We start from the raw sequence: 24,697 nt of genomic DNA, 5'->3' as shown, positions 1-24,697 counted from the left end.
TGAACGCAAGCGTTCACTGAAGTCGCCGTCCGATGGCGTCGGTCCGATCGCCAGCTCCGCACGAAAGTCCGGATCTCCCCGAATTCCGCTCCTCAGCACGACGGAGACACTCTGATGGTTACTTCGCGTTGGACGGCCGCCCCCGCTCAGGCGCCCTCCTCGCGCCGGCGCGGTGCCGTGCTCGAGCGCGCGATCCTGGAAGCCGCGCTGGAACAGCTCGGCGCGGTCGGCTGGAACGGCCTCACCATGGAGGGGGTGGCCGCGGGTGCCCGGACCGGCAAGGCGGCGGTCTACCGCCGCTGGTCCTCGAAGGCGGACCTGGTCGCGGACGCGCTCCGGGCCGGACTGCCGGACCTGACCCGGGCTCCCGACCTCGGCAGTGTCCGGGAGGACCTGCTGGGGGTGTGCCGGCGTGTCCGTGAGGCGATGTTCTCGCGGCCCGGGATCGCGCTCCGCTCGGTGCTTCACGAATGCGACGCGAAGCAGGCCGAACGTTTCAATCAGGTCATCCTCGGCGGGGTCGTCGAACCCACGCTGCATCTGCTCCGCGAGGTCGTTCAGCGTGGTATCGAGCGGGGTGAGGTGCGCCCTGACGCCGCGAACTCGTACGTCTTCGACGCCGTCCCGGCGATGATGATGTACCGGTCCAAGGTGTGCGCGAGCGAATGGAGCGATCTGGATCTCCAGGAGATGATCGACCAGATGATGGTTCCGCTCCTGGGCGTACGCGTCGGCTGACCGGCCTGCGCGGTGCGGTCGACAGGCCCGCGGGGATCGGCCGGCCCGCGTGCGCGAGCCGGCCGGTCGGCTCGGGGAGGGCTTTCCGGCGGCTCGGGGAACCTGGGTGTCGCGAGAGGCTCCGGGCGGCGTACTCTGAGGGCGCCATGCCGTACGAACCCCCCACCCACACCGTCGAGCGCTCCCTCCGCGCCACGACCGGAGCGAAGGTCATTGCCGGTGTCGACGAGGTGGGGCGCGGTGCCTGGGCCGGCCCCGTCACCGTCTGTGCCGCCGTCACCGGCCTGCGCCGCCCGCCCGAAGGGCTCACCGACTCCAAGCTCCTGACCGTCAGGCGCCGGACCGCGCTCGCCGTGGAGTTGGAGGAATGGGTGACGGCGTACGCCCTCGGGCACGCCTCCCCGGAGGAGATCGACCGGCTGGGAATGACGGCCGCGCTGCGCCTCGCGGCCGTGCGCGCCCTGGAAGCCTTGCCGGTCCGTCCCGACGCGGTCATCCTCGACGGGAAGCACGACTATCTCGGCGACCCCTGGCAGGTCCGTACGGTGATCAAGGGCGACCGGTCCTGCATCGCCGTCGCTGCGGCCTCGGTGATCGCCAAGGTGCGGCGCGACAAAATGATGGCCGAACTGGGTGTCGGCCATGCAGACTTCGGCTTTGCGGCCAACGCCGGGTATCCGTCACCGGTCCACAAAGCCGCGCTGGAGGAGCGGGGACCCACCCCGTACCACCGGTTGTCGTGGGCGTATCTTGATGCGCTGCCCCAGTGGCGGCACCTCAAGAAGGCCCGCAACGGGGCGGACGGAAACGTTCCGGAGATCGAAGGCCAGCTCGGCTTCGATTTCTGACGACTCCGTTCGCACTCATGTGCCACCCGCCGGGGCGAGTCGCACCGGCGTTTGATAGATATCAGCTCATGCCTCTCATTCCCGAGGAGCCTCAGATTCACGAGAGTGCCCAGGGTCCCCGCGTTACCCCGGCCAGTGGCCGCACCGCGCCGACCCCCCGCCCCGTACCCGGTCCCCGTCCCGCAGCTCCGCCGCGTCCCGGCCGTCCGGGTCCTGTCCGGCCGATGCCGGCCCAACGCACCCCGCGCGAGCCGGTCGTGGCCACGCCGGGGCCGTCCGCCAAGCCGGCCGCGCCCGCGGCCGTCACCCCGCAGATCCAGCTCGTCCCGGCCTCGGCCGACGGCGCGCTGGACGCCGCGGAGGAAGCCGTCGACCTGCTGCTGGAGTCGGGCCGCGCTCCCGGTGAGGTGCTGGTGGTCACCACCGGCGATCCGCACCCGTGGGCCGCGCACGAACTCTCCTTCGGCGAGGCCGCCTACTGGGCGCAGCACGACGCCGGTGACGACGTCTTCTACACCGACGCCGCTGCCGTGCGCCGGGCCGCCTCCCGTCCCGTGGTCGTGGTCGCGGTCAACGGTGGTTCCGGCGAGGCCGCCGCGGCCGCCCTGCCCCTGGCCCTCGGCCGGGCCGGTGCCCTGCTGATCGTCTGCGGCGACCCGCAGCAGATCAACTCGGTCCTGGCCGCGGGCGTCTGAGCGCGTTCCGGACCCGGTCCGGAATGCGCCCGGCGGGACGCCGGGGGTGCCGCCACGGCGGCACCTGCACGGCGGTCGGTTCCGCGTGCCCGCGTGCGTTCACGACCGCGCGACGGATGATCCGTCGCTCGTTCGTGCGGTGCGAGGCGGCCCTGCCGCGCCCGCTTCCGCCTGCGGACCTTCCGGCCTCCTGGGGGGTGTCGCGAGGCGGGGACCGGCCGTCCCCCGTGCCCGCCTCACGGGTCCGCCGTCTGTGCCGGCGCGGGTGCTTCGCACGGCATGCGCGCATTCGCCCGATGCGCGGCCCGTTGCCCGGTGCGCGTCCTCTTCGGCGCGGTCCCGGACCTGAGCCGCGTGTCCGCGGCACACCCGTGCTCGAGCTGTACGGTCCCGGCGTGGACCAGGCCCGGACGTGTGCGGCCCGCCTTCCCCCGGGCGGGCCACCGCCCGTTACGTGCCCGCCTCTAGCGGGCGGCCGCCCTGCGCATCACCTCGGACGCGACGCCTCCGGTGCGGGGCAGGGGCGGCATTACCTCGCCCACGTAGAACTCCGGCGCCGACTCCGAGTTGGGGCGGCGTCCGCCGCGGCCCTCGCCGAGAACCTGCCAGCCGTCACGTGTCAGTGTGATGTACGCGCCGCACCGCAGCCCGTGGAGCGTGCAGGCGTCCCGCAGCCCCCACATCCAGGCCCCGTCCTCCTCCGTCCAGCGCGCGTCGCCGTCCCGGCAGTACAGCAGTACGGCCGTGCGCGCGGGAGTACGGCGCCGCAGGTCGTGCGGGATGACCCGGCGCAGCTGCGCGAGCAGCGCGTTGCGGAACATCCAGCCGTCGGCCGGTGCCGAACGCCGCGTGAAGGAGGCGCTCGCCATCAGCCGTTCGTCCTGGTCGAGCACCGCGACGACCGCCGTCGACGGTCTGGGCCGGTGCCGGGCGTGAAGGCCGCTCACGACCTCACGGGGATCGCGCAGAAGCGGAATCCCGGCCGAGGCCCATTCGGCGGGTTCCAGCATGCGGGTCAGTGGAGTGGTGGAAGCGGCGGACAGGTCGGGAGACGTCGACATGGTTGCCGCCGAGGACGGAGCGAATCCGAAGGTCACGGTCCTCCCTTCGGCTACGTGCCCATACGGTGGGCGGGGTCGGACTTGGGGGAATGGCACGCCGCAGCAGAGCCCTACCGGACCACGGGCAAACCGTGCGGGGAGCGGACCTCAATTCTTCCTGTCGAACTGGGTTGCGGCAACGAGCAATCGGAGCCGCAGACCTTTTTCGGATGATTAGAGTCCTATATACCTGCCCGGTGTTTCGAATCGCGACACGCGAGTCACGCTTGTACGGCGAGGACCAGCGGCAATACAGCCTGAGCGCCCGCTCTGCGAAGCATCCGCGACGCCACCGCCAGCGTCCAGCCCGTCTCCGTGGCGTCGTCCACCAGCAGGACCGGACCCCCCGCGTCCTTCAGGGCGTCGGCCAGCCGTGACGGCACGGTCAGGGCTCCGTCCAGCGCCTTCAGCCGCTGTGCGCTGTTGCTCCGGGAGACCGGGGCCGCCTCGCCGACGTACTCCACGGATCCCAGCAGTGGCAGCCGGCCGATCTCCGCGATCCGCGTGCCGAGCGAGTGGATCAGCTGCGGCCGTGAGCGCGAGGCGATGGTCACCACGCCCACGGGACGCGGCTGCGCGTCGGGCTGCCCCGACGCCCAGCCGCCGGGGCCCCTCGCCCAGTCGGCCAGGACGCCGACCACGGCCTGGGCGACATCGTCAGGAACAGGCCCGTCCGGAGCCTGCGGGGCGAGCATCGGCCGCAGTCGGTTGCCCCAGCCGATGTCCGAGAGCCGCCCCAGGGCGCGCCCGGGAGCCGCCTGTTCACCGGCCGGGATGCGGCCTTTCAGTTCGACGCCGACCGCGGCCAGCCCGGTCGGCCACATCTTCCGGGGCTCGACCTCGACGCCCGCGCGGTCCAGCTCGCCGTTCGCCGCGTCCAGCGCGGCGGCGGACACGGATGCCTGGAATCGTCCGCCGGCGCAGTTGTCGCAGCGCCCGCACGGCGCCGCGCCCTCGTCGTCCAGCTGCCACCGCAGGAACTCCATGCGGCAGCCGGTCGTCGACACGTAGTCCCGCATCGCCTGCTGCTCCGCCGCCCGCTGCTTGGTGACCCAGGCGTAGCGCTCGGTGTCGTACGTCCAGGACGTGCCCGTGGAGATCCAGCCCCCCTTGACCCGGTGCACGGCCCCGTCCACGTCGAGCACCTTGAGCATGGTCTCCAGGCGGGACCTGCGCAGTTCCACCAGCGGTTCCAGCGCGGGCAGGGAGAGGGGGCGCTCGGCCCGGGCCAGCACGTCCAGCGTGCGGCGCACCTGCTCCTCCGGCGGGAAGGCGATCGAGGCGAAGTACTCCCAGATCGCCTGGTCCTCCTTGCCCGGCAGGAGCAGGACCTCCGCGTGCTCCACACCACGGCCCGCGCGTCCCACCTGCTGGTAGTAGGCGATCGGGGAGGAGGGGGAACCCAGGTGCACCACGAAACCCAGGTCGGGCTTGTCGAAGCCCATGCCCAGCGCCGACGTGGCGATCAGGGCCTTGACGCGATTGGCGAGCAGGTCCTCCTCGGCCTGCTGGCGGTCGGCGTTCTCGGTCTTCCCCGTGTACGACGCCACGGTGTACCCGCTCTGGCGCAGGAACGCGGTGACCTCCTCGGCCGCGGCCACGGTGAGCGTGTAGACGATCCCCGAGCCCGGAAGGTCGTTCAGGTGCTCGGCCAGCCAGGCCATGCGGTGCGCGGCGTCCGGCAGCCGCAGCACGCCGAGGCTCAGGCTCTCCCGGTCCAGGGGACCGCGCAGGACCAGGGCGTCGGTGCTCACGCCGGTGCCCAGTTGCTCGGCCACGTCGGCCGTCACGCGCGCGTTGGCCGTCGCGGTGGTGGCCAGCACCGGGGTGTCGGGCGGGAGGTCGGCGAGCATGGTGCGCAGGCGTCGGTAGTCCGGCCGGAAATCGTGGCCCCAGTCGGAGATGCAGTGCGCCTCGTCGACCACCAGCAGGCCGGTGGCCGCGGCCAGCTTGGGCAGCACCTGGTCACGGAAGTCGGGATTGTTCAGTCTTTCCGGACTCACCAGGAGGACGTCGACCTCGCTCGCCGCCACCTCGGCCTGGATGGTCTCCCAGTCCTCCGTGTTGGAGGAGTTGATCGTCCGGGCGCGGATTCCGGCGCGGGCCGCCGCCTCCACCTGGTTGCGCATCAGCGCCAGGAGCGGTGAGACGATCACCGTGGGCCCGGCGCCCGCCTCGCGCAGCAGCGCGGTCGCGACGAAGTACACCGCGGACTTGCCCCAGCCGGTGCGCTGCACGACCAGCGCTCTGCGCTTGTCGGCCACCAGTGCCTCGATGGCGCGCCACTGGTCCTCGCGCAGCCGTGCCTCGCCCGCCCGCGCGCCGACCAGGCGGGCCAGGACGGCGTCGGCCGTGGCCCGGAGGTCTTCTCGGGCGTCGTCGTACGTGTTGTCGGGGACTGTGGGTCGCGGGTCTTCGTTGGTCATGGCTCCATGCAACCGGATGGGTCCGACACAGCGCGAACGAGCCGTCGAGCTGTGGACAACTTCTGTCGTGATCATGGGGACTGTTATCCACAGGCTCAACCGGAATTTCGTGATCCGCGAGATGGTCACCGCATGACGAATCACGACGAAGCGACCGGCACGTCCGGCGACGAGAACACCCGCCCGGTCGATGGACGCGGCTGGGGCCAGGGGAGCGACCGATCCGGTGGCGAAGGCGACCACGGCGGCCGGAGCGGTCCGGGCGGCCGGGCCGGCGACGGGTGGGGCCCGGACGGCGGGGCCGGACACGAGAGCCGGGACCGGCCGGTGCCGACCGTCCCGGAGGTCCCCGGCGGTACGGCCGTTCTCGGCGGGCTGCGCCACGGCCGCGACGACCGCTGTGCGGGCGTCGTCGGTCTTCCGGACGGGGAGCATCAGGTGACTCTCCGTACCCCGGCGGAGCTGGCCGATGCGCTGCCCTATCTCCTCGGGTACCGCCCCGACGACAGCATCGTGCTGGTGGCCCTGCACGACCGGGAGCGACGGGGCCGGTTCGGCGGCCGGGCCCGCCTCGGAATCCCGGCCCACGCGGAGGACTGGCCGTCCGCCTCCGACCAGCTCGCGCAGGGGCTGGTGAAAGGGAGCGAGCGCCGAGGCGCCCGCCCCGAGAGCATGGTGGCGTACCTGTGCCAGGAACCCGGGAGCGGTGAATCGGGGAGGGAGGTGATGGAACGCCTGCGCCCGCTCGCGCAGTTGCTGCGGACGGCCTGCGGACGCCTCGACGTTCCGGTGGTCGAGGCCCTCTGCATCTCCGACGGTCGTTTCTGGTCGTACACCTGCCCGGGCCAGGGGTGCTGTCCGGTGGAAGGCACGTCGATGGGGCTGCCGGGTACGTCCGTCCTCGCCGCCGCCGCGACGTACGCCGGCCTTCAGGTGCGCGGGTCCCTGAAGGACCTGACAGCCAGGCTCCTTCCCCGGGAGTCCGCCGCCGTGCCGGGCCAGGAGGCGGCGCTCGACACGGCCAGCATGGCCCTCGTGCCGAGGATCCTGGAGGAGGACAGCCGGGCCGGGGTGGCCGAGGAGGCCCTCGCGCTGGCCCGGCGGCTCAGGGACCGGTTCGCGGCGTCTTTTCCCGTGTCGGGCACACGCCCGTCGGACCTGCGCGACGACGGACTCCTGGAGAACGACGAGGCCGCCACGCTGATTCTCGGCCTGCAGGACCGTACGACCCGTGACCGTGCCGCGCAGTGGATGGAGGGTGACGAGGCAGCCCCGGCGCTGCGCCTGTGGCGAGCACTCGCCCGTCGCTGCGTCGGCCCCTACCACGAGCACGCGGCGGCGCCCCTCACCCTCGCGGGGTGGGTCGCCTGGTCCATGGGCGACGAACTGGAGGCACGGGAAGCGCTCGCCATGGCGCTCGGCGCCGACCCCGACTATCTGTTCGCCCGTCTTCTCCACCAGGCGTGCAACGAGGGCCTGGATCCGGAGTCCGTCCGGCGCTGCCTGCGCGCGGAGCGTGCGGGCAGCGGGTCGGCCGACGCGGGCCGGCCGACGGGCTCCGGCACGCGGCCCGAGACGGCCGGTCCGGCGTCCGGTTCCCGCGCGCCGGACACCCCACCCCCGGCAGTTGCCGCTCGTCGCCGCCGCAGGCCCCGGACGACCGCCAACGGCGCCGGCCGGCCGGGGCGACGCGGCCCCGGGACGGCGGATGCCCAGGGGCGCCGACCGGCGGGCGACGCCTCGTCGGTCAAGGACCGGCCGCGGCGGGCGGCGGACCGGGCGGGCGGCCGGTTGCGTGGATGGGGCGACGGCGAGCGGCACGGCGCCGGGGAGAACGGGTGAGCGGGCGGGGCACGGTACAGCGGGCCGAATCCGTAACGAAGGCAGGTCGGACCATTAGGCCGGAGCCGGGCGGGATTCCCGGCGCCCCGCGGGCGGGCCGCGCCCCGTTCCTTCCGCTGTCGGGCAGCGTGTTTTCCGGCCACGTCGCCTTCCGTGCCGTCGGCCACCGTTCGTCCGGTGCCCGTGGAACCGGCGGGCCGCCCCACCACCGTTCGGTCGGCTTCCGGCGGCAAACGCGTGACCCCGGGCAAGGCTGTCCCGTTCACCTGAGTGGTGGAATCCGTGGCCGGATTGCGCCGCCGCAAAGCCCGCGACCCCGCGGAGCCCCCATCAGGAGCCGAGCGCGCTCCAGGCGCGCCGAGCGCGGAGGAAGCCACCCCATGCCCATGCCCCATCTGTCCTCGGCACCCGACGGCGGCCGTCCGCCCGGGCACGAGCCCGCTCGGCCCGCCGGACGCGGGGGTGCTCCGGCGGCCCCACGAGCGGGCCGCGACGCCGGTGCGCCCTTCCTCCCGGCGGGGCGCGGTCCCGTCGTTCCCCGGGCACCCTTTCCCGTGCCGGGCCGACCGGCGGACCTGCCGCCCGTGCACACCACCCTGATCTGCGTCGCTCTTCCCGGCCTGGTGATCTCGACGGAGGAAGGTCAGCTGACCGGCCGCGGGCTGGGGGGCTTCTACACGGCGGGCCGGCGGATCCTGTCCCGCTGCCGGGTCCGGGTCGCGGGCCGGGAACCGCTCGCGATGCAGGCCCGGATGCTCGCGGCCGACCGGGCCCGCTTCGTGGGTACGCTGCGCGCTTCCCCCGACGCCGGCCCGGACCCGGACGTGGTCGTCGAAAGAACCCGCCATGCGGACGGCGTCGAGCGGATCACCCTGCACAGCTCGGCCCCTCGGGCCCTGCGCCTGCCCGTCGAGATCGCCCTCGGGACGGATCTCGCGGAACTGGGCGACGTCGCCTCGGGCCGGGCCGGGCCGGAGCTGCCCGCCAGCGTCCACACGGCCGGTCTGCGCTGGTCCTGCCCGACGGGCCACGTGACCGTCACCGCCGACCCGCCGCCCACCGACGCCCTTGCCTCGGCCGGCTTGCTGCGCTGGGAACTCGAACTGCCACCGGGCGGCACCCTCACCGTGGAACTGCGCGTCGGACCGGACGGCCCGGGGCCGGTCAGAACGGTGGGCCGCGGCGCGGCGGGCCCGTTCGCCGAGGCCAGGGCGGTGAGCGACGAGCCCGGTGCCGAAGCGCTCCTGCGCGTCTGCGTCGATGACCTTCGGGCCCTGCTGCTGCGCGACCCCCGGTATCCGGCCGACACGCACCTCGCGGCGGGAGCCCCCTGGCGCTGCGGGCTGGCGCCGGCCGAGGCACTGGCGGCGGCCCGGATGGCCCTGCCGCTTGGCACGCGTCTCGCGGTGGGCACGCTGCGCACCCTCGCCCGTGCACAGCTCGCCGGTCCGGGACCGCGTTCCGGTCTGATTCCGGGGCCGCTGCGGGACAGCGGGCCACACCTGCCGCCGGGCTGCACGGCGACCGAGGCGACACTGCTCTTCCCCGTGCTGCTCGCGGAGGCCCGGCGCTGGGGGCTGGCCGAGCAGGAGGTGGAGGAACTGCTGCCCGCGGCAGAGCGGTGCCTGGACTGGCTGCGGACCACGGTCGGCGACAGCACGTATCTGCCCGACCCGCAGCCGGGCGGACCGCTCCGCTGCGAGACGCAGGCACACGCGCATCGCGCGGCGCTGCTCGGCGCCGATCTGCTCGACGCGCACGGCCGGGCCGGTGGTGCGGGGCTGCGGCAGTGGGCCCGGGCGTTGCGGACGGCGTTCTGCGACGACTTCTGGATCGAGGACCCGTCCGGTGGCCGACCGGCCGCCGCCCGGACCAGGGACGGGCGCCCCGTGCCCCAGCTCGGTTCGGGCGCCGCTCATCTTCTCGACACCGGCCTGGCGGATTCCGGCGGGACGGCTCCCGGTCTGCTCGACAAGACGCGGACCGAACAGCTCGCGCGGTTGCTCGGCAGCCCGGCCATGGACTCGGGCTGGGGGCTGCGCAGCCTCGGGGCGCAGGAGGCGGCGTACAACCCGTTCGGGCATCGCAGCGGGGCCGTGCGCGTCCACGAGACGGCCGTCGCCGTCACGGGGCTCGCCGCCGCGGGTCATGAGGAGGAGGCCGGCTCACTGCTGCGGGGGGTACTGGCGGCTGCCGGGTCCTTCGGCGGCAGACTGCCCGAGATGTACGCGGGGGAGCGGCGCACGCGGGGAGGCGCCCCGCTTCCCCATCCGGCCGCCTCCCGTCCCGCGGCCACCTCTGCCGCGGCCGGGGTGCTGCTGCTCTGCTCCCTGGCCGGGATCCGCCCCGACGTGCCCGCGGGAACCGTGACCCTGCGCCCGTTCCGGGCCGCGCCCCTGGGAGAGATCGTGCTGACGGGCCTGCGGATCTCGGGTGCCCCGTTCTCCGTACGCGTCAGCAGACTCGGGCTCGCCATGGTGGAGGAGGCGGGAGACGGACTGCAGTTGGGAGTGTGACGTCGGGGGACGTGTCACCGGCCGGTGGTCCTCGGCGACGCGGCGCCGTACGGGACGGAAGTCGATCGACCATGGACCAGGCCTCTGAAGGAGGTGTTTATCGTCAGGCAGACGACTATGATCGCGGCATGCCCTACGACCCGTCAGCCTTTCCGCCCTTCGCCGTGACCGTGGACCTGGTCGTGCTGACCGTGCGCCGCCATGCCTTGTGCGCGCTGGCGGTACGGCGGGGCGAGCAGCCGTTCCAGGGGCGGTGGGCGCTGCCCGGCGGCTTCGTACGGATCGACGAGGACCTCGCCCAGGCTGCGGCGCGCGAGCTGGTCGAGGAGACGGGACTGTGCGCCCACGACCCCTCCGTGCCCGCGCAGGACAACGGTGCCCACCTCGAGCAGCTCGCGACCTACGGCGACCCCAAGCGCGACCCCCGGATGCGTGTGGTGAGCGTCGCGCATCTCGCCCTCGCCCCCGACCTGCCCGCTCCCCGGGCGGGCGGCGACGCGAACAGCGCACGGTGGGCGCCGGTCGAGGAACTGCTGCAGCAGGGCGGGTACGGGCGCGACGGGGAGCAGGCGGCGCCCCTCGCCTTCGACCACGCGCAGATCCTCTCGGACGGCGTGGAGCGCGCCCGGTCCAAGATCGAGTACTCGTCGCTGGCGACCGCCTTCTGCCCGACCGAGTTCACCGTCGGCGAGCTGCGCCGCGTCTACGAGGCGGTGTGGGGAGTGGCGCTCGACCCGCGCAACTTCCACCGCAAGGTGACCGGTACGCCGGGCTTCCTCGTGCCCACCGGGGGCACGACCACACGCCAGGGTGGCAGGCCCGCGCAGCTGTTCCGCGCGGGCGGTGCCACGCTGCTCAACCCGCCGATGCTGCGTCCCGAGGTCTGAGGAGGGCCGCGAACCCGGTTCGGGACCCGTTCCCGGGAGTGTTCGCCGACCCCGCGAGGCTCGGCGGAGGTGATCCGCATGGTGCCCGGAAAATCCGAAATGTAGCGCTATCTTGCTTTGGGTGATCCAGGCCATCGGACTGACCAGCAACACCCGCAAGGCGCGTCCGCCCGCCGTCGACGACGTGTCCTTCGAGGCGCGCGCGGGCCACGTCACGGCGCTCGTCGGAGCCCCGGGCGCGGGCAAGACGACGGCGCTGAGGCTCATGCTCGAACTCCAACAGGGCCGCGGGATCACCTACTTCCGAGGCAGGCCGCTGCACCGGATCGCCCACCCCTCGCGCGAGGTCGGCGTACTCATGGGCGAGGTGCCGGGTCATCCGGCACGCACGGTCCGCGGCCAGCTCCGCATGCTGTGCGCCGCAGCCGGTGTACCCGCGCGCCGCGCGGACGAGGTCCTCGAAGCGGTCGGACTCGTCAGCCTCCGGGACGAGAGCCTGGGCACGCTGTCCCGCGGCATGGACCGCCGGCTCGGACTGGCCTGCGCACTCCTGCCCGCTCCCCACTCGCTCGTGCTCGACGGCCCCTCGGACGGACTGGCCGTCAGGGAAGGGCGGTGGCTGCACGGGATTCTGCGCGCCCACGCGACACAGGGCGGCACGGTGCTGTTCACCACGGACGACCCCAAGGAGGCCGCACGGACCGCGGACCGGGTCGTCACGCTGGACCAGGGCCGCCTCGTCGCCGATCAGGAGGCCGCGGAGTTCGCCCGTACCCGGCTCCGCCCGCGGGTCGCCGTCCGCAGTCCGCACGCCGCCCGGCTCGGCTCCCTCCTGACCAAGGAGGCCCGCACGGCGCAGCGCTCCGTCGAAGTCGTGCGTGAGGAGGGCAACCGTCTCTCGGTGTACGGCAGTACCTGTGCCGACATCGGTGAGACGGCCTTCCGGCACGGCATCCTCGTACACCAACTCGCCGACGAGACGGGAGACATGGGGCCCGCACCGATCGTCCCGCCGGAGGAGGGCGAGCACCCCGCCGCCGAGCCGTGCCCCGCCGAGGCGCCGGCCGCGGACGTCCTTTCCGCCCTCCGGCCCCCCATCGCCGTGCGCCAGGTCCGGAGTCCGCTGCGCCCCCTGCGCTACGAACTGCGCAGGGCCGCCGGCGTCGGTACCGGCTACTTCACCGCGGCCGCCGTTCTCATCACCTCGGTCCTCCTGTCCGTCCTCCTGGCCAGGATCGGTCATACGCCTCAGTCACGTCTGCTGGCCGCGTGGCCGCGGGAACTCCCGCTGCCGCCCGCCGCGCTCGGGGCCGGGCTGCTGGGCGCCGTCGCTTTCGGCGAGGAGTTCCGTCACCCCGCCCTGGCCGCGGACCGGGGCACCGTCCCGCGCCGGCTGGGACTGCTGGCCGCCAAACTCCTCGTCGCCTCGGTCACCGCGCTGATGCTGGCGTTCCTCACGGTGGGGTGCAACCTCGAAGTGCTCTACCTCGTCTACGGGCGGGAGGTCGCCGGAGTCCCGTCGGACTGGCTCTCGCTGAGCGCGAGTTGGTCCGGTCTCGTGGTGGGCTGCGCGTGGGCGGGCGTGCTGGCGGCCGGCATCTTCCGGTCCACCGCCGCCGGGCTCGCGGCGGTGCTCGCCGTGCCGGTCGCCGTCGTACCGCTCGTACAAAAAGCCTTTCAGGGGCCGTCCGTGCGGTCGGCGGCCGGATTTCCGGAGCGGCTCCGGGAACTGGTTCTCGTGCAGTGGCCGTTCGGCGGGGGGCGCTACCTGGCCGCCGGTGTACGGATGCTCGCCCAACCCGTCGGCGGAGCACTGTTGTTGTCGCTGGTCGCTCTGCTCTGTGTGTATCTGCTCACGACTCTGCGGAGCCGGGTCCGATGACGACCGTCCGCACCCTTCCGTTCCCCCTGTGTGCACAACTCCCCGAAGAACGCCCATTTCTTTCCGATAAGGCGTCAATTGCGACGGTGTGAGCGATCACCCTTTCGTGTGCTTTTCACCAAAGACCTCAAGGCAGTTGGAGTCGGCGCCGACAAAAGACCCGTGAGTACCCTTGCGCAGACCATGATGACCGCCGCCCGTTCCGCCGATTCCGGCCTGGCCGGACCGGGTGAACTCGACCGTTACCCCTACACCGACGCTTCCGGCGCGGACCGTGTGGGTCCTCCCGTGTGGGAGAGCGCCGAGCCGGAACTCGGCCGCGTCGGCCGACGCGCCGCAGGCAGCCGCGGGCGCGGGCTGCACGGCCAACTCGTCCAGCAGCTCGGCCAGATGATCGTTTCCGGAGACCTCGGCGCGGACCGTCCGCTCGTGCCCGAGGAGATCGGCCAGCGGTTCGAGGTCTCCCGGACCGTCGTCCGTGAGTCGCTCCGCGTCCTGGAGGCGAAGGGGCTGGTCAGCGCCCGCCCGAACGTCGGCACGCGCGTGCGTCCCGTCAGCGACTGGAACCTTCTCGACCCGGACATCATCGAATGGCGGGCCTTCGGACCGCAGCGGGACGACCAGCGGCGCGAGCTGAGCGAGCTCCGCTGGACCATCGAGCCGCTCGCCGCGCGCCTCGCGGCCGGACACGAGCGCGAGGAGATCAAGCAGAGGCTCGGCGACATGGTCGAGATCATGGGGCACGCCATGTCGCAGGGCGACGCCCTCACCTTCTCCCGGGCCGACGTCGAGTTCCACGCGCTGCTCATCCAGCTCGCGGGCAACAGGATGCTGGAGCACCTCTCCGGGATCGTGTCGGCGGCGCTCCAGGTCTCCGGCGGCCCGGTCACAGGATGTGACCGGCCGAACGAGGCCTCGCTGGGGCACCACGCCCGCATCGTGGACGCCCTCGTGGCGGGCGACGGCGCGGCGGCCGAGACGGCCATGCGGCAGCTCCTCACCGTCCACCCCGAGGTGGAGCGTGTCGTGCCCGCGCCGCGCGAGCACTGATCGCGCGCCGCGGGTGGCGCGGTCCGGAGCGGGTGGGCGTCCGTGGCGGCGTCGGACCCGTGAGCGTCACCCGTCGGGACCTCACCGAATCCCTCGTGGATTCGGTGAGGTCCCGACGGTACGACCGTGCGGCGGATCATGAACTAACCTGGCTTGATAGGATCTGTCATCTTTTGAGCGCTTACGGGGTGTGACTCGGGCCACGCAGATTGGGCGTAACGCTCTTCGGGGCAGCGCGATGACCTAAGAGGTGACAGCCGAGGAAGGAATACAGACGCCGTGTGTGGCGCTGTGAATCTTCCCGGTCCCCGCCCGCGCCGTCGGCCCATCCCCAGTCGGCGGTCGTCGGTTCCTGTCCGCAGTGGACGGAGCCGGAAGCCGTTTTCCAACGTTCCGAGAGGTTGTTCGTGTCGGCCAGCACATCCCGTACGCTCCCGCCGGAGATCGCCGAGTCCGTCTCTGTCATGGCGCTCATCGAGCGGGGAAAGGCTGAGGGGCAGATCGCCGGCGATGACGTGCGTCGGGCCTTCGAAGCTGACCAGATTCCGGCCACTCAGTGGAAGAACGTACTGCGCAGCCTCAACCAGATCCTCGAGGAAGAGGGTGTGACGCTGATGGTCAGTGCCGCGGAGCCCAAGCGCACCCGAAAGAGCGTCGCAGCGAAGAGTCCGGCCAAGCGCACCGCCACCAAGACCGTGGCGGCCAAGACGGTGACCACGAAGAAGGCCACCGCCACCGCGGCTCCGGCTGCCCTCGCCGACGATTCGGCCGAGGACGCCTCCGCAGGCAAGCCCACCGCAGTCAAGAAGGCGGCGGCCAAGAAGACCGTCGCCAAGAAGACAGTCGCCAAGAAGACGGCGGCCAAGAAGACGAGCGCCAAGAAGGACGACGCCGAGCTCGTCGACGACGAGACGGTCGAGGAGACCCCGGGCAAGCCCGGTGCGGACGAGCCCGCCGAGGACGGCGCCCAGGGCTTCGTCCTGTCCGACGAGGACGAGGACGACGCGCCCGCGCAGCAGGTCGCCGCCGCCGGTGCCACCGCCGACCCGGTCAAGGACTACCTCAAGCAGATCGGCAAGGTCCCGCTGCTCAACGCCGAGCAGGAGGTCGAGCTCGCCAAGCGCATCGAGGCCGGTCTGTTCGCCGAGGACAAGCTGGCCAACGCCGACAAGCTCGCTCCCAAGCTCAAGCGTGAGCTCGAGATCATCGCCGAGGACGGCCGTCGCGCCAAGAACCACCTCCTGGAGGCCAACCTCCGCCTGGTGGTCTCCCTGGCCAAGCGCTACACCGGTCGCGGCATGCTCTTCCTGGACCTCATCCAGGAGGGCAACCTCGGTCTGATCCGCGCGGTCGAGAAGTTCGACTACACCAAGGGCTACAAGTTCTCCACGTACGCCACCTGGTGGATCCGTCAGGCGATCACCCGCGCCATGGCCGACCAGGCCCGCACCATCCGTATCCCGGTGCACATGGTCGAGGTCATCAACAAGCTCGCGCGCGTCCAGCGCCAGATGCTCCAGGACCTGGGCCGCGAGCCCACCCCGGAGGAGCTGGCCAAGGAGCTCGACATGACCCCCGAGAAGGTCATCGAGGTCCAGAAGTACGGTCGTGAGCCCATCTCGCTGCACACCCCGCTGGGTGAGGACGGCGACAGCGAGTTCGGTGACCTCATCGAGGACTCCGAGGCCGTGGTCCCCGCCGACGCGGTCAGCTTCACGCTCCTCCAGGAGCAGCTGCACTCCGTTCTCGACACCCTGTCCGAGCGTGAGGCGGGTGTCGTGTCGATGCGCTTCGGTCTCACCGACGGTCAGCCGAAGACCCTCGACGAGATCGGCAAGGTGTACGGCGTGACCCGTGAGCGGATCCGCCAGATCGAGTCCAAGACCATGTCGAAGCTGCGTCACCCGTCGCGTTCCCAGGTGCTGCGCGACTACCTCGACTAGGCCTCGGCCGCACGTCGGAGAGGGCCCGACCCCCTTTCGGGGGGTCGGGCCCTCTCCGTGTGCGCGGAGTGCGGGCCTTCGTCCGCTGGATCACTCTGGGTGTTCCACGACCCTCCCAGTGTGAGGAGCGCACATGCGCCGTCCCTACGTCCCGACGCTGGCCCTCGCGGCCGCCACAGCGGTGATATCCCTGACGACCCCCGCCCTGGCGTCCCCTGACAGCGTTGTCATCGGAAGCCGTCCGGTCCAGATCTCCGAGAGCCCGTGGACGGTCGCGCTGTCCAGCCGTGACCTGTTCGGGGGTACGCGCGCGGGCCAGTTCTGCGGAGGGGTGGCCATCGGCCCGACCACGGTCCTGACCGCCGCCCACTGCCTCGGCGACGACGTGCTGGGGGCGCCGCCGCGCCGGGCGGGCGACCTGAAGGTCATCGCGGGGCGTGGAAATCTCACGTCCGACGACGGCAAGGAGATCCCCGTACGCGACATCTGGGTCAACCCGCGCTACGACAGCGATACGAACGCCGGGGACTTCGGCGTGCTGACGCTCGCCGAGCCGCTGCCGGCCGCCTCCGTGATCCGCATGGCCCCCTCGGGGGACCCGGCCTACGAGCCGGGAACCGCGGCCGTGGTCTACGGCTGGGGCGACCTGACGGGCGGCGGCGACTACGCGACCAGCCTGCGGGCCGCGGACGTGCACGTGCTGTCCGACGCCTCCTGCGAGCGCGCCTATCCGGGCGACGAGTCCGGGACCTATGACGCGGCGTCCATGGTCTGCGCCGGAGAGGCGAAGGGCGGCCGTGACGCCTGCCAGGGGGACAGCGGCGGGCCGCTGGTCGCCCAGGGGCGCCTGATCGGCCTGGTGTCCTGGGGGAGCGGCTGCGGGCGCGCGGGGAGCCCGGGTGTCTACACACGGGTCTCAGAGGTGGTCCAGGCGCTGGACGCGGGACGCTGAGAGCTCTTGACGATGCGATACGAGTGCGGGCGGCCACTCCCTGTGTCCAGGGTGTGACCGCCCACTCACCGGCCTGTCGCCGGCACCCGCTCGTCGTTGATGCGAAGGGTCAGCGATCTTCGTCGTTGACGCTCTCGGGAACGGACGTGAGCCGCTCCGTCTCGTCCTGTATCTCAGCGGCGATCTTCTTGAGTTCCGGCTCGAACTTGCGACCGTGGTGGGCGCAGAAGAGCAGTTCTCCGCCGCTCAGGAGGACGACGCGCAGATATGCCTGGGCGCCGCAACGGTCGCAGCGGTCAGCGGCCGTCAGCGGGCTCGCGGGGGTCAGAACAGTAGTCACGTCGCCTCTTCTCTAGCTCGACGAGCTGTCGTACCAGGGTCAACATCCAACCAGGCCGAAAACGTTCCCGCTCGCGGCTTTTCCTCGAAATTTTCTTTCGGGGCGGCTGTCTGCTGCCGGGTGGCGGCGAATGAGCCGTATTGCGTGTCTTTGTGTCTGTACGGGTTCGCGCTGTCTGTCAGGTGTCCGTCCTCCCGGCTGGATTGCCGGTTGTTCATGAGGACGTGCCCGGAGCCTAAATGGTTCATGCCTCGAAGGGAACGTGATATGTACTTCACTCCATCGAGGGATCGAACACTCATGCGATCCTGGACTAGGGTGAGTTCATGCAAGGGTGGTGCTACAACGGCTCTACCAGGCCTCGGTACCCTCTGAGCGGCGACCGAAGCCGGGCCCTTACCCAAAAGGGCCTCCCATGAAATTCAGCGAGGAGCGAACCGCGTGACCGCCGAGACGTCCGTGCCGTCCACAGCGCTGCTGACCGGAGCAGACCGTGACGGTTCCAACTACACCGCGCGGCACCTGCTCGTCCTTGAGGGGCTCGAGGCAGTGCGGAAGCGCCCGGGCATGTATATCGGGTCGACCGACAGCCGTGGCCTGATGCACTGCCTGTGGGAGATCATCGACAACTCCGTGGACGAGGCCCTCGGGGGTTACTGCGACCACATCGAGGTCATCCTGCACGACGACGCCTCCGTCGAGGTGCGGGACAACGGCCGTGGCATCCCCGTCGACGTGGAGCCCAAGACCGGTCTCTCCGGCGTCGAGGTCGTCATGACCAAGCTGCACGCCGGCGGCAAGTTCGGCGGCGGCTCGTACGCGGCCTCCGGCGGTCTGCACGGCGTGGGCGCCTCCGTGGTGAACGCGCTCTCCGCCCGCCTGGACGTCGAGGTGGACCGCAACGGCCAGACCCACGCCGTGAGCTTCCGCCGCGGCACCCCGGGCGCCTTCAAGGCCGACGGGCCGGACGCCGCCTTCGACGCGACGGGCGGGCTGCGCAAGCTCAAGCGGATCCCGAAGACCCGCACCGGCACGCGCGTGCGCTACTGGGCCGACCGCCAGATCTTCCTCAAGGACGCCAGGCTCTCCCTGGAACACCTCCACCAGCGCGCCCGCCAGACGGCCTTCCTGGTGCCGGGCCTGACCATCGTCGTCCGTGACGAGTTCGGGCTGGGTGAAGGCGGCAGCAAGGGCGAGGAGTCGTTCCGCTTCGACGGCGGAATCAGCGAGTTCTGCGAGTTCCTGGCGACCGACAAGCCGGTCTGCGACGTCCTCCGCTTCACCGGGCAGGGGACCTTCAAGGAGACCGTCCCGGTCCTGGACGAGCACGGCCAGATGACCCCGACCGAGGTCACCCGCGAGCTGGGCGTCGACGTCGCGATGCGCTGGGGCACCGGATACGACACGACCCTGAAGTCATTCGTGAACATCATCGCCACGCCCAAGGGCGGTACCCACGTCGCGGGCTTCGAGCAGGCCGTGGCGAAGACGATGAATGAGGTCCTGCGGACCAAGAAGCTGCTGCGGGTCGCCGAGGACGACATCGTCAAGGACGACGCGCTGGAGGGCCTCACAGCCGTCGTCACCGTGCGTCTCGCCGAGCCGCAGTTCGAGGGGCAGACGAAGGAGGTCCTCGGCACCTCGGCCGCCCGCCGCATCGTGACGAACGTGGTGACCAAGGAGCTCAAGGCGTTCCTGACCTCCACGAAGCGGGACGAGGCCGCGCAGGCGCGGGTCGTCATGGAGAAGGCCGTCGCCGCCGCGCGCACGAGGATCGCCGCCCGCCAGCACAAGGACGCTCAGCGCCGGAAGACGGCCCTGGAGTCCTCCTCGCTGCCCGCCAAGCTCGCCGACTGCCGCAGTGACGACGTCGAGCGCAGCGAGCTGTTCATCGTCGAGGGCGACTCCGCGCTGGGTACGGCGAAGCTGGCCCGGAACTCCGAGTTCCAGGCGCTGCTGCCGATCCGGGGCAAGATCCTCAACGTTCAGAAGGCGTCCGTGACGGACATGCTGAAGAACGCCGAGTGCGGAGCGATCATCCAGGTCATAGGGGCCGGCTCCGGGCGGACCTTCGACATCGACGCGGCGCGTTACGGGAAGATCATTCTCCTCGTCGACGCCGATGTCGACGGAGCGCACATCCGGATTCTGCTGCTGACGCTGTTCCAGCGTTACATGCGGCCCATGGTCGAGGCGGGACGGGTGTTCGCGGCGGTTCCGCCGCTGCACCGGATCGAACTCAGCCAGCCCAAGAGAGGGCAGGACAAGTACGTCTACACGTACTCGGACCGTGAGCTGCGGGAGACGCTGCTGGAGTTCCAGCGCAAGGGCGTGCGCTACAAGGACTCGATCCAGCGGTACAAGGGTCTCGGCGAGATGGACGCCGATCAGCTGGCCGAGACGACGATGGATCCGCGGTTCCGGACGCTGCGCCGGATCAACATCTCCGACCTGGAGGCGTCCGAGCAGGTGTTCGACCTGCTGATGGGGAACGATGTGGCTCCGCGCAAGGAGTTCATCTCCAGCTCGGCCGCGACGCTGGACCGGTCGAGGATCGACGCGTAGCCCTCCGGGGTGTCACCGGGTGCGGTTCTGCCCCGATGGGGAGTCGGGACCGTGCCGGTGCATCCGCCCGTCGCCGTTGGAACGGACGTCGACCTCCCCGGGATCCGTCACTCGATCCGGACGGGAGCGACGGGCAGGTGATGTGCCGGCACGACCCTTCACGCCGGTGTTCGGCCGCGACGTCCGGGATCCGGTGTGTGAGCTGGTGCGGGGGCCGGGTCCACCCATGGGTGGAGAGACGGGGCACCAGGGATCCACCCGAGGTCCACCCCGGCTCCGATCTGCGGAGAACGCGATGTCCGTAGCGTCGATGGGGTCGGCAGCGCTCGCTGCGGGCACCCGTTTCTCGCTCACGGAGGCCGTGCATGTCCGGGCTCATGAATGCCGTGGTGATCTTCGCGGTCGCCGTCGTGGTGATCGCGCGCCAGTTCGGTGCGCGCCGGATCGATTCGGACCGGCGCTGGTGGGTCGCGCCCGTCGTTCTCGCCGTCGTGGCCCTGCGCGAGCCCGGTGTGATCGACCCGCACCATCAGGTCGAGGCGTCCCTCCTGCTGGGCGCGGAACTGGTGACGGCGCTGGCCGTCGGAGCCGGGTGGGCATGGACGACGCGGATATGGACCGAGCCGGACGGCTCGGTGTGGAGCAAGAGCACCAAGGCCGGCGTGGGCGTCTGGATCGCGGGCGTCTGCTTGCGGCTGGGTCTGTTCGGCATCGGTTCCCTGCTCGGTGTGCACCAGGACTCCTCCGCCCTGATGCTCGGCCTGGCGGCCACCCTGCTGGTCCGTTCCGGGCTGCTGATCCGTCGGACGCAGTCCCTGCGGCCGACGGCGACCGGGCAGAGCCCGGCGTACGGTGACGGTGTGCACCGGGCCCTGCGGAAGGAGCGTCTGTGACGGACAACGTCTGGACGCGCTGGCCCTCTCGGGAGGCGCTCTCCCGCGCAGGGGTGCACAGGGCCCGCCGAGTGCTCGCCTGGGTCACACGCGCCATCGTCCTCACCATGCTCGTCGCCACGACGCTCACGAACTCCGAGCTCGGCGGCTGGGCGGTCGCCGGAGGGGTCGCGGGAGTCGCGGTGTCCGGGCTCCTCGCCTGGGGGTTCTGGCGGACCACACTGGAGCATCGCCTGCCGGTGTCCCTGGCCCTGCTCGCCCTGCTGCTGGCGGTCGCGGCCGCGGGATACGGCGCGGGCTTCCGGATTCCCTCACTCGTCCTGCTGTGCGGCTGTGCCGTCGCCGCCATCGAACGGCTGCCCCTCGCGGCGGCCCTGCCGGCCTCGGTGGTGGCGCTGAGCGCCTACGCGGCGTTCGACGACGACGTCTGGCTGACCACCGCGGCCACCACCGCGGGGCTGGCGCTCGCGGGATACGTGCTGCGCCTCGACGCGGAGGCGCGGGCGAGTGCGCAGCGGCTGCTGACCCAGGAGCGCGCGGCCCACGCGGCCGAGGCGGAGTCGGCGGCCCTCGCGGAGCGGGCGCGGATAGCCCGGGAGATCCACGACGTCCTGGCTCATAGCCTCTCGGCGCAACTCGTGCACCTGGAAGCGGCACGACTGCTCATCGAGAGGGGAGCGGACCGGGAGATCGTCCTCGAGCGGGTCGTGGCGGCACGGGGAATGGCCCGGGAGGGGCTCTCGGAGACCCGGCAGGCGCTCTCCGCGCTCCGGGGCGAGATGTCTCCGCTGGAGGACTTCCTCGGTGAACTCGTCGCCACCGCCGACCGCGCCGGTGTCACGGTGACCGGTGAGCGTCAGCCGCTGTCGGCGGAGGCCTCCCAAGCGGTGCGCAGGGCCGCGCAGGAGGCCCTGACGAACGTACGCAAACACGCTCCGGGAGCCGAGATCCACATCCGTCTGGACTACGGCGAGCACGAAGTGACGCTGGATGTACGGGATTCGGGTGGAAAACCGGGCGAGCTCAGCGGTTCGGGAGCCGGGTACGGTCTGCTGGGCATGCGGGAGCGCGCCGAGCTGCTGGGCGGCTCGCTGGATGCCGGACCGGGCGAGGAGGGGTTCGTGGTGACGTTGAGGGTGCCGGTATGACCGAGCGGGCGGAGGGCGGGCGGCCGGCGCGGGTCGTGGTCGCGGACGATCAGACGGTCGTGCGCGAAGGCATCGTGATGCTGCTGGGACTGCTGCCCGGGATCGAGGTCGTCGGAGCGGCGGGCGACGGGGCGGAGGCGGTGGAGCTGGTGGCCGAACTCGCCCCCGACGTCGTGCTGATGGATCTGCGCATGCCCCGTTGTGACGGGGTCGAGGCGACCCGGCGCATCCGTGCCGAGTATCCCGGGACCCAGGTCGTCGTGCTCACGACGTTCGCGGACGACGAGTCGTTGTTCCCCGCGCTCCGTGCCGGGGCCCGCGGCTATCTGACCAAGGACGCGGGAGGCGACGAGATCGTGCGGGCCGTGGAAAGCGTGCTCTCCGGGGACGCGGGACTCTCGCCGAGCGTCCAACGGCGTCTGCTGGAGCGGTTGTCGGAACCGGAACCGGAGCCCGGCGCGCCTCCGGAGGCTCCGGACGGGCTCACCTCGCGCGAGACGGAGGTTCTCCTGCTGATCGCCGAGGGCCTCAGCAACCATGAGATCGCCCGCAAGCTGCATGTGTCCACGGCCACGGTGAAGACCCACATCAACAATCTCTTCGCCAAGGCGGGTCTCAAGGACCGTGCCCAAGCGGTCCGTTACGCCTATGGGAAAGGTCTCGTACGGCCGCCCGCGGGATGAGGTCACCTGATGGGGTGAAGAGCGCCGAGAGAGAGGTCAGGGGGCCCTCCGATCTGCACATCCTTGGGTACGCGGCAGAAACAGGTCGCGGACAAGGAGAGTTCGGTGGACAAGCACGACGGCGGCGACACGGGGGACGTCCGGTTCGACGACCCCTGGTACGACGCGCTCGCTTCCGGCTGGGGTGAGTTGGACGGCACGGGTGCGCTCGCTCCCACCGTGCCGGCCGCCCGCTCGGAACACGAAGGGCGATCGGGCGGGACCGCCCACGTCTATCTGGAGGTGCAGCGCAGTGCCGCCTTCCAGGAAGTGCGCGGCCGGTACCGCAGGTTCGTGATTCCGGCCGTCGCCGTCTTCTTCCCCTGGTACGTGGGCTACGTGGTGACCGCGACCACCGCGCCGGGGTTCATGGCGCGACCTGTCGCAGGGGTGGTGAACGTGGCACTGCTCGCGGGACTCGGGCAGTTCCTCACGACGTTCCTGCTCGCATGGGCGTACGCGCGGCACGCGCGGCTGCGCCGGGACCGCGCGGCTCTGGAACTGCGCTGGGACACCCAGGAGATGACGCGGAACGCGAAGGGTGGCGAGCGGTGAACGGGCATCACCAGACCCTGGCACTCGTGCTGTTCAGCGCGTTCGTCGCGGTGACGCTGGCGATCACGACATGGGTGAGCCGCAACCGGCACGGTTCGGCGGAGGAGTTCTACGCGGGCGGGAGGTTGTTCTCTCCGATGGAGAACGGCTTCGCGCTCTCCGGGGACTACATGTCGGCCGCTTCCTTCCTCGGCATCACGGGACTCATCTCCCTGTACGGCTACGACGGTCTGCTGTACGCCGTGGGATTCCTGGTGGCCTGGCTGGTCGTTCTCTTCCTCGTCGCCGAACTCGTGCGCAACTGCGGACGGTTCACGCTGGCCGACGTCGTGGCGGCCCGGATGGACGAGCGGCCGGTGCGGATCGCGGCCGGATCGTCCTCGGTGGTGGTGTCCGTCATGTACCTGGTGGCGCAGATGGTGGGCGCGGGCAGCCTGGTCTCGCTGCTGCTGGGAGGCACGAGCGACGCGGCACGCAACTGGACGGTCATCGGTGTCGGCGCGCTCATGGTGATCTACGTGTCGATGGGAGGGATGCGGGCGACCACCTGGATCCAGATCGTCAAGGCGGTTCTGCTGATCGGTGGGGCCATCGCGCTCACCGTGCTGGTCCTGCTGCGGTTCCACGGTGACATCAACGAACTGCTGCGTGCGGCTGCTGGGCGCAGTGGGCACGGCAAGGACTTCCTCGCGCCCGGACTGAAGTACGGCGGCGACTGGACGGCACGCTTCGACTTCATGAGTCTCGGGCTCGCGCTGGTGCTCGGCACCGCAGGCTTGCCGCACATCCTGTCGCGTTTCTACACCGTGCCGACCGCGCGGGCCGCTCGGCGCTCGGTGGTGTGGTCGATCGGGCTCATCGGCGGCTTCTATCTGATGACGATCGTGCTGGGCTTCGGCGCGGCCGCCGTCGTCGGTCCCGAAGCGGTGCGGGGAGCGAACGCCGCGGGGAACACCGCCGTTCCGCTGTTGGCCCTGGATCTGGGCGGCGGGGCCGACTCCACGGGGGGAACGATCCTGTTCGCGGTCGTCGCCGCGATCGCCTTCGCCACCATTCTCGCGGTCGTCGCCGGAGTCACCCTCGCGTCCTCGGCGGCCGTGGCCCACGACCTGTACGCCTCGTTGCGTCACCGCCGCGCGAAGCCGCACGGCGAGGTCGCGGTGGCGCGCGTCGCGTCGGTCGGCATCGGTGTGATCGCCATCGCCCTGAGCCTCCTCGCCCGCGATCTCAACGTCGCCTTCCTGGTCGGTCTCGCCTTCGCCGTCGCGGCGTCCGCGAATCTGCCGGTGCTGCTGTACTCCTTGTTCTGGCGGTCCTTCACGACACGCGGTGCCGTGTGGGCGGTGTACGGCGGTCTGGTGCCCGCGGTGGTGCTCGTACTGCTCTCGCCGGTGGTGTCGGGCAGCCCCGAATCGCTGTTCCCGGGCGTGGATTTCCAGTACTTCCCGCTTCAGAACCCGGGCCTCGTCTCGATCCCCCTGGGCTTCGTCGCCGGCTGGCTCGGCACCATCACCTCGGCGGAGCCGCCGGACGAGGCCAAGCACGCCGAGATCGAGGTCCGCGCGCTCACGGGCGCCGGGGCCGTCTGAGCCGGG

19 protein-coding genes are annotated in these 24,697 nt (G+C 71.5%); 16 read left to right on the top strand and 3 right to left on the bottom strand.

What is annotated here, in order from left to right; genetic code table 11:
• Positions 1-114 precede the first annotated feature (114 nt).
• The 3 genes from CW362_RS13305 (at position 115) to CW362_RS13295 (ending at position 2,281) form a co-directional block, all read left to right on the top strand.
• Complete coding sequence (locus CW362_RS13305) at positions 115-738, top strand: TetR/AcrR family transcriptional regulator (protein ID WP_103549635.1); 624 nt, start codon at positions 115-117, stop codon at positions 736-738.
• Positions 739-884: 146 nt separating this feature from the next.
• Positions 885-1,586 (top strand): ribonuclease HII, encoded by a 702-nt coding sequence (locus tag CW362_RS13300; protein ID WP_103549634.1) that lies wholly within the window; start codon positions 885-887, stop codon positions 1,584-1,586.
• A 68-nt stretch (positions 1,587-1,654) separates the two neighbouring features.
• Positions 1,655-2,281: a hypothetical protein gene (locus CW362_RS13295; RefSeq protein WP_103549633.1), complete on the top strand. Its 627-nt coding sequence runs from the start codon at positions 1,655-1,657 to the stop codon at positions 2,279-2,281.
• A gap of 464 nt (positions 2,282-2,745) precedes the next feature.
• On the opposite strand, the gene CW362_RS13290 is transcribed toward CW362_RS13295, so the two are convergent.
• Together CW362_RS13290 and CW362_RS13285 are read right to left on the bottom strand one after the other, a co-directional pair.
• Entirely contained in the window at positions 2,746-3,378 is a 633-nt protein-coding gene (locus CW362_RS13290) for a hypothetical protein (RefSeq protein ID WP_103549632.1), read from the bottom strand.
• A 224-nt stretch (positions 3,379-3,602) separates the two neighbouring features.
• Positions 3,603-5,807 carry a RecQ family ATP-dependent DNA helicase gene (locus tag CW362_RS13285; RefSeq protein WP_103549631.1) on the bottom strand — a complete coding sequence of 735 codons (2,205 nt, stop codon included), beginning with the start codon at positions 5,805-5,807 and terminating at the stop codon, positions 3,603-3,605.
• Between the two features lie 132 nt (positions 5,808-5,939).
• On the opposite strand from CW362_RS13285, the gene CW362_RS13280 reads away from it, so the two are divergent.
• From CW362_RS13280 to CW362_RS13250, 7 genes are all read left to right on the top strand, one after another.
• Positions 5,940-7,649 carry a DUF4192 domain-containing protein gene (locus CW362_RS13280; protein WP_240657772.1) on the top strand — a complete coding sequence of 570 codons (1,710 nt, stop codon included), beginning with the start codon at positions 5,940-5,942 and terminating at the stop codon, positions 7,647-7,649.
• Positions 7,650-8,224: 575 nt separating this feature from the next.
• Positions 8,225-10,165: a glycogen debranching N-terminal domain-containing protein gene (locus tag CW362_RS13275; RefSeq protein WP_338069056.1), complete on the top strand. Its 1,941-nt coding sequence runs from the start codon at positions 8,225-8,227 to the stop codon at positions 10,163-10,165.
• A 128-nt stretch (positions 10,166-10,293) separates the two neighbouring features.
• On the top strand, positions 10,294-11,052 hold the full coding sequence (locus tag CW362_RS13270; protein ID WP_103549630.1) for an NUDIX hydrolase: 759 nt from the start codon (positions 10,294-10,296) through the stop codon (positions 11,050-11,052).
• A 121-nt stretch (positions 11,053-11,173) separates the two neighbouring features.
• On the top strand, positions 11,174-12,934 hold the full coding sequence (locus CW362_RS13265) for an ABC transporter ATP-binding protein (RefSeq protein WP_103549629.1): 1,761 nt from the start codon (positions 11,174-11,176) through the stop codon (positions 12,932-12,934).
• 162 nt (positions 12,935-13,096) lie between these two features.
• Positions 13,097-13,984, top strand: coding sequence for a FadR/GntR family transcriptional regulator (locus CW362_RS13260; protein ID WP_206300948.1), 888 nt, complete (start codon positions 13,097-13,099; stop codon positions 13,982-13,984).
• 407 nt (positions 13,985-14,391) lie between these two features.
• Positions 14,392-15,927: an RNA polymerase sigma factor gene (locus CW362_RS13255; protein ID WP_103549652.1), complete on the top strand. Its 1,536-nt coding sequence runs from the start codon at positions 14,392-14,394 to the stop codon at positions 15,925-15,927.
• Positions 15,928-16,060: 133 nt separating this feature from the next.
• A complete protein-coding gene (locus CW362_RS13250; RefSeq protein WP_103549627.1) occupies positions 16,061-16,879 on the top strand; it encodes a S1 family peptidase in 819 nt (272 codons plus the stop codon).
• A 109-nt stretch (positions 16,880-16,988) separates the two neighbouring features.
• Here the strand turns inward: CW362_RS13250 and CW362_RS13245 are convergent, their stop codons facing one another.
• Positions 16,989-17,219 carry a DUF7455 domain-containing protein gene (locus tag CW362_RS13245; protein WP_103549626.1) on the bottom strand — a complete coding sequence of 77 codons (231 nt, stop codon included), beginning with the start codon at positions 17,217-17,219 and terminating at the stop codon, positions 16,989-16,991.
• A gap of 441 nt (positions 17,220-17,660) precedes the next feature.
• On the opposite strand from CW362_RS13245, the gene CW362_RS13240 reads away from it, so the two are divergent.
• The 6 genes from CW362_RS13240 (at position 17,661) to CW362_RS13215 (ending at position 24,691) form a co-directional block, all read left to right on the top strand.
• Complete coding sequence (locus tag CW362_RS13240; RefSeq protein WP_103549625.1) at positions 17,661-19,784, top strand: DNA gyrase/topoisomerase IV subunit B; 2,124 nt, start codon at positions 17,661-17,663, stop codon at positions 19,782-19,784.
• Positions 19,785-20,149: 365 nt separating this feature from the next.
• A complete protein-coding gene (locus tag CW362_RS13235) occupies positions 20,150-20,677 on the top strand; it encodes a DUF1453 domain-containing protein (protein WP_103549624.1) in 528 nt (175 codons plus the stop codon).
• Positions 20,674-21,825, top strand: coding sequence for a sensor histidine kinase (locus CW362_RS13230; protein WP_103549623.1), 1,152 nt, complete (start codon positions 20,674-20,676; stop codon positions 21,823-21,825). Before CW362_RS13235 ends, CW362_RS13230 begins: the two co-directional genes overlap by 4 nt.
• Entirely contained in the window at positions 21,822-22,508 is a 687-nt protein-coding gene (locus tag CW362_RS13225) for a response regulator transcription factor (RefSeq protein WP_103549622.1), read from the top strand. Before CW362_RS13230 ends, CW362_RS13225 begins: the two co-directional genes overlap by 4 nt.
• Positions 22,509-22,613: 105 nt before the next feature.
• Complete coding sequence (locus CW362_RS13220) at positions 22,614-23,102, top strand: DUF485 domain-containing protein (protein ID WP_162684060.1); 489 nt, start codon at positions 22,614-22,616, stop codon at positions 23,100-23,102.
• Entirely contained in the window at positions 23,099-24,691 is a 1,593-nt protein-coding gene (locus CW362_RS13215) for a solute symporter family protein (protein WP_103549620.1), read from the top strand. The genes CW362_RS13220 and CW362_RS13215 overlap by 4 nt, the downstream gene beginning before the upstream one ends.
• Positions 24,692-24,697 lie beyond the last annotated feature (6 nt).

Source organism: Streptomyces populi, from assembly GCF_002911015.1.
Classification (GTDB): domain Bacteria; phylum Actinomycetota; class Actinomycetes; order Streptomycetales; family Streptomycetaceae; genus Streptomyces; species Streptomyces populi.
Note: the sequence above shows the minus strand (reverse complement) of the source record. Positions and strands in the feature narration are given on the sequence as shown.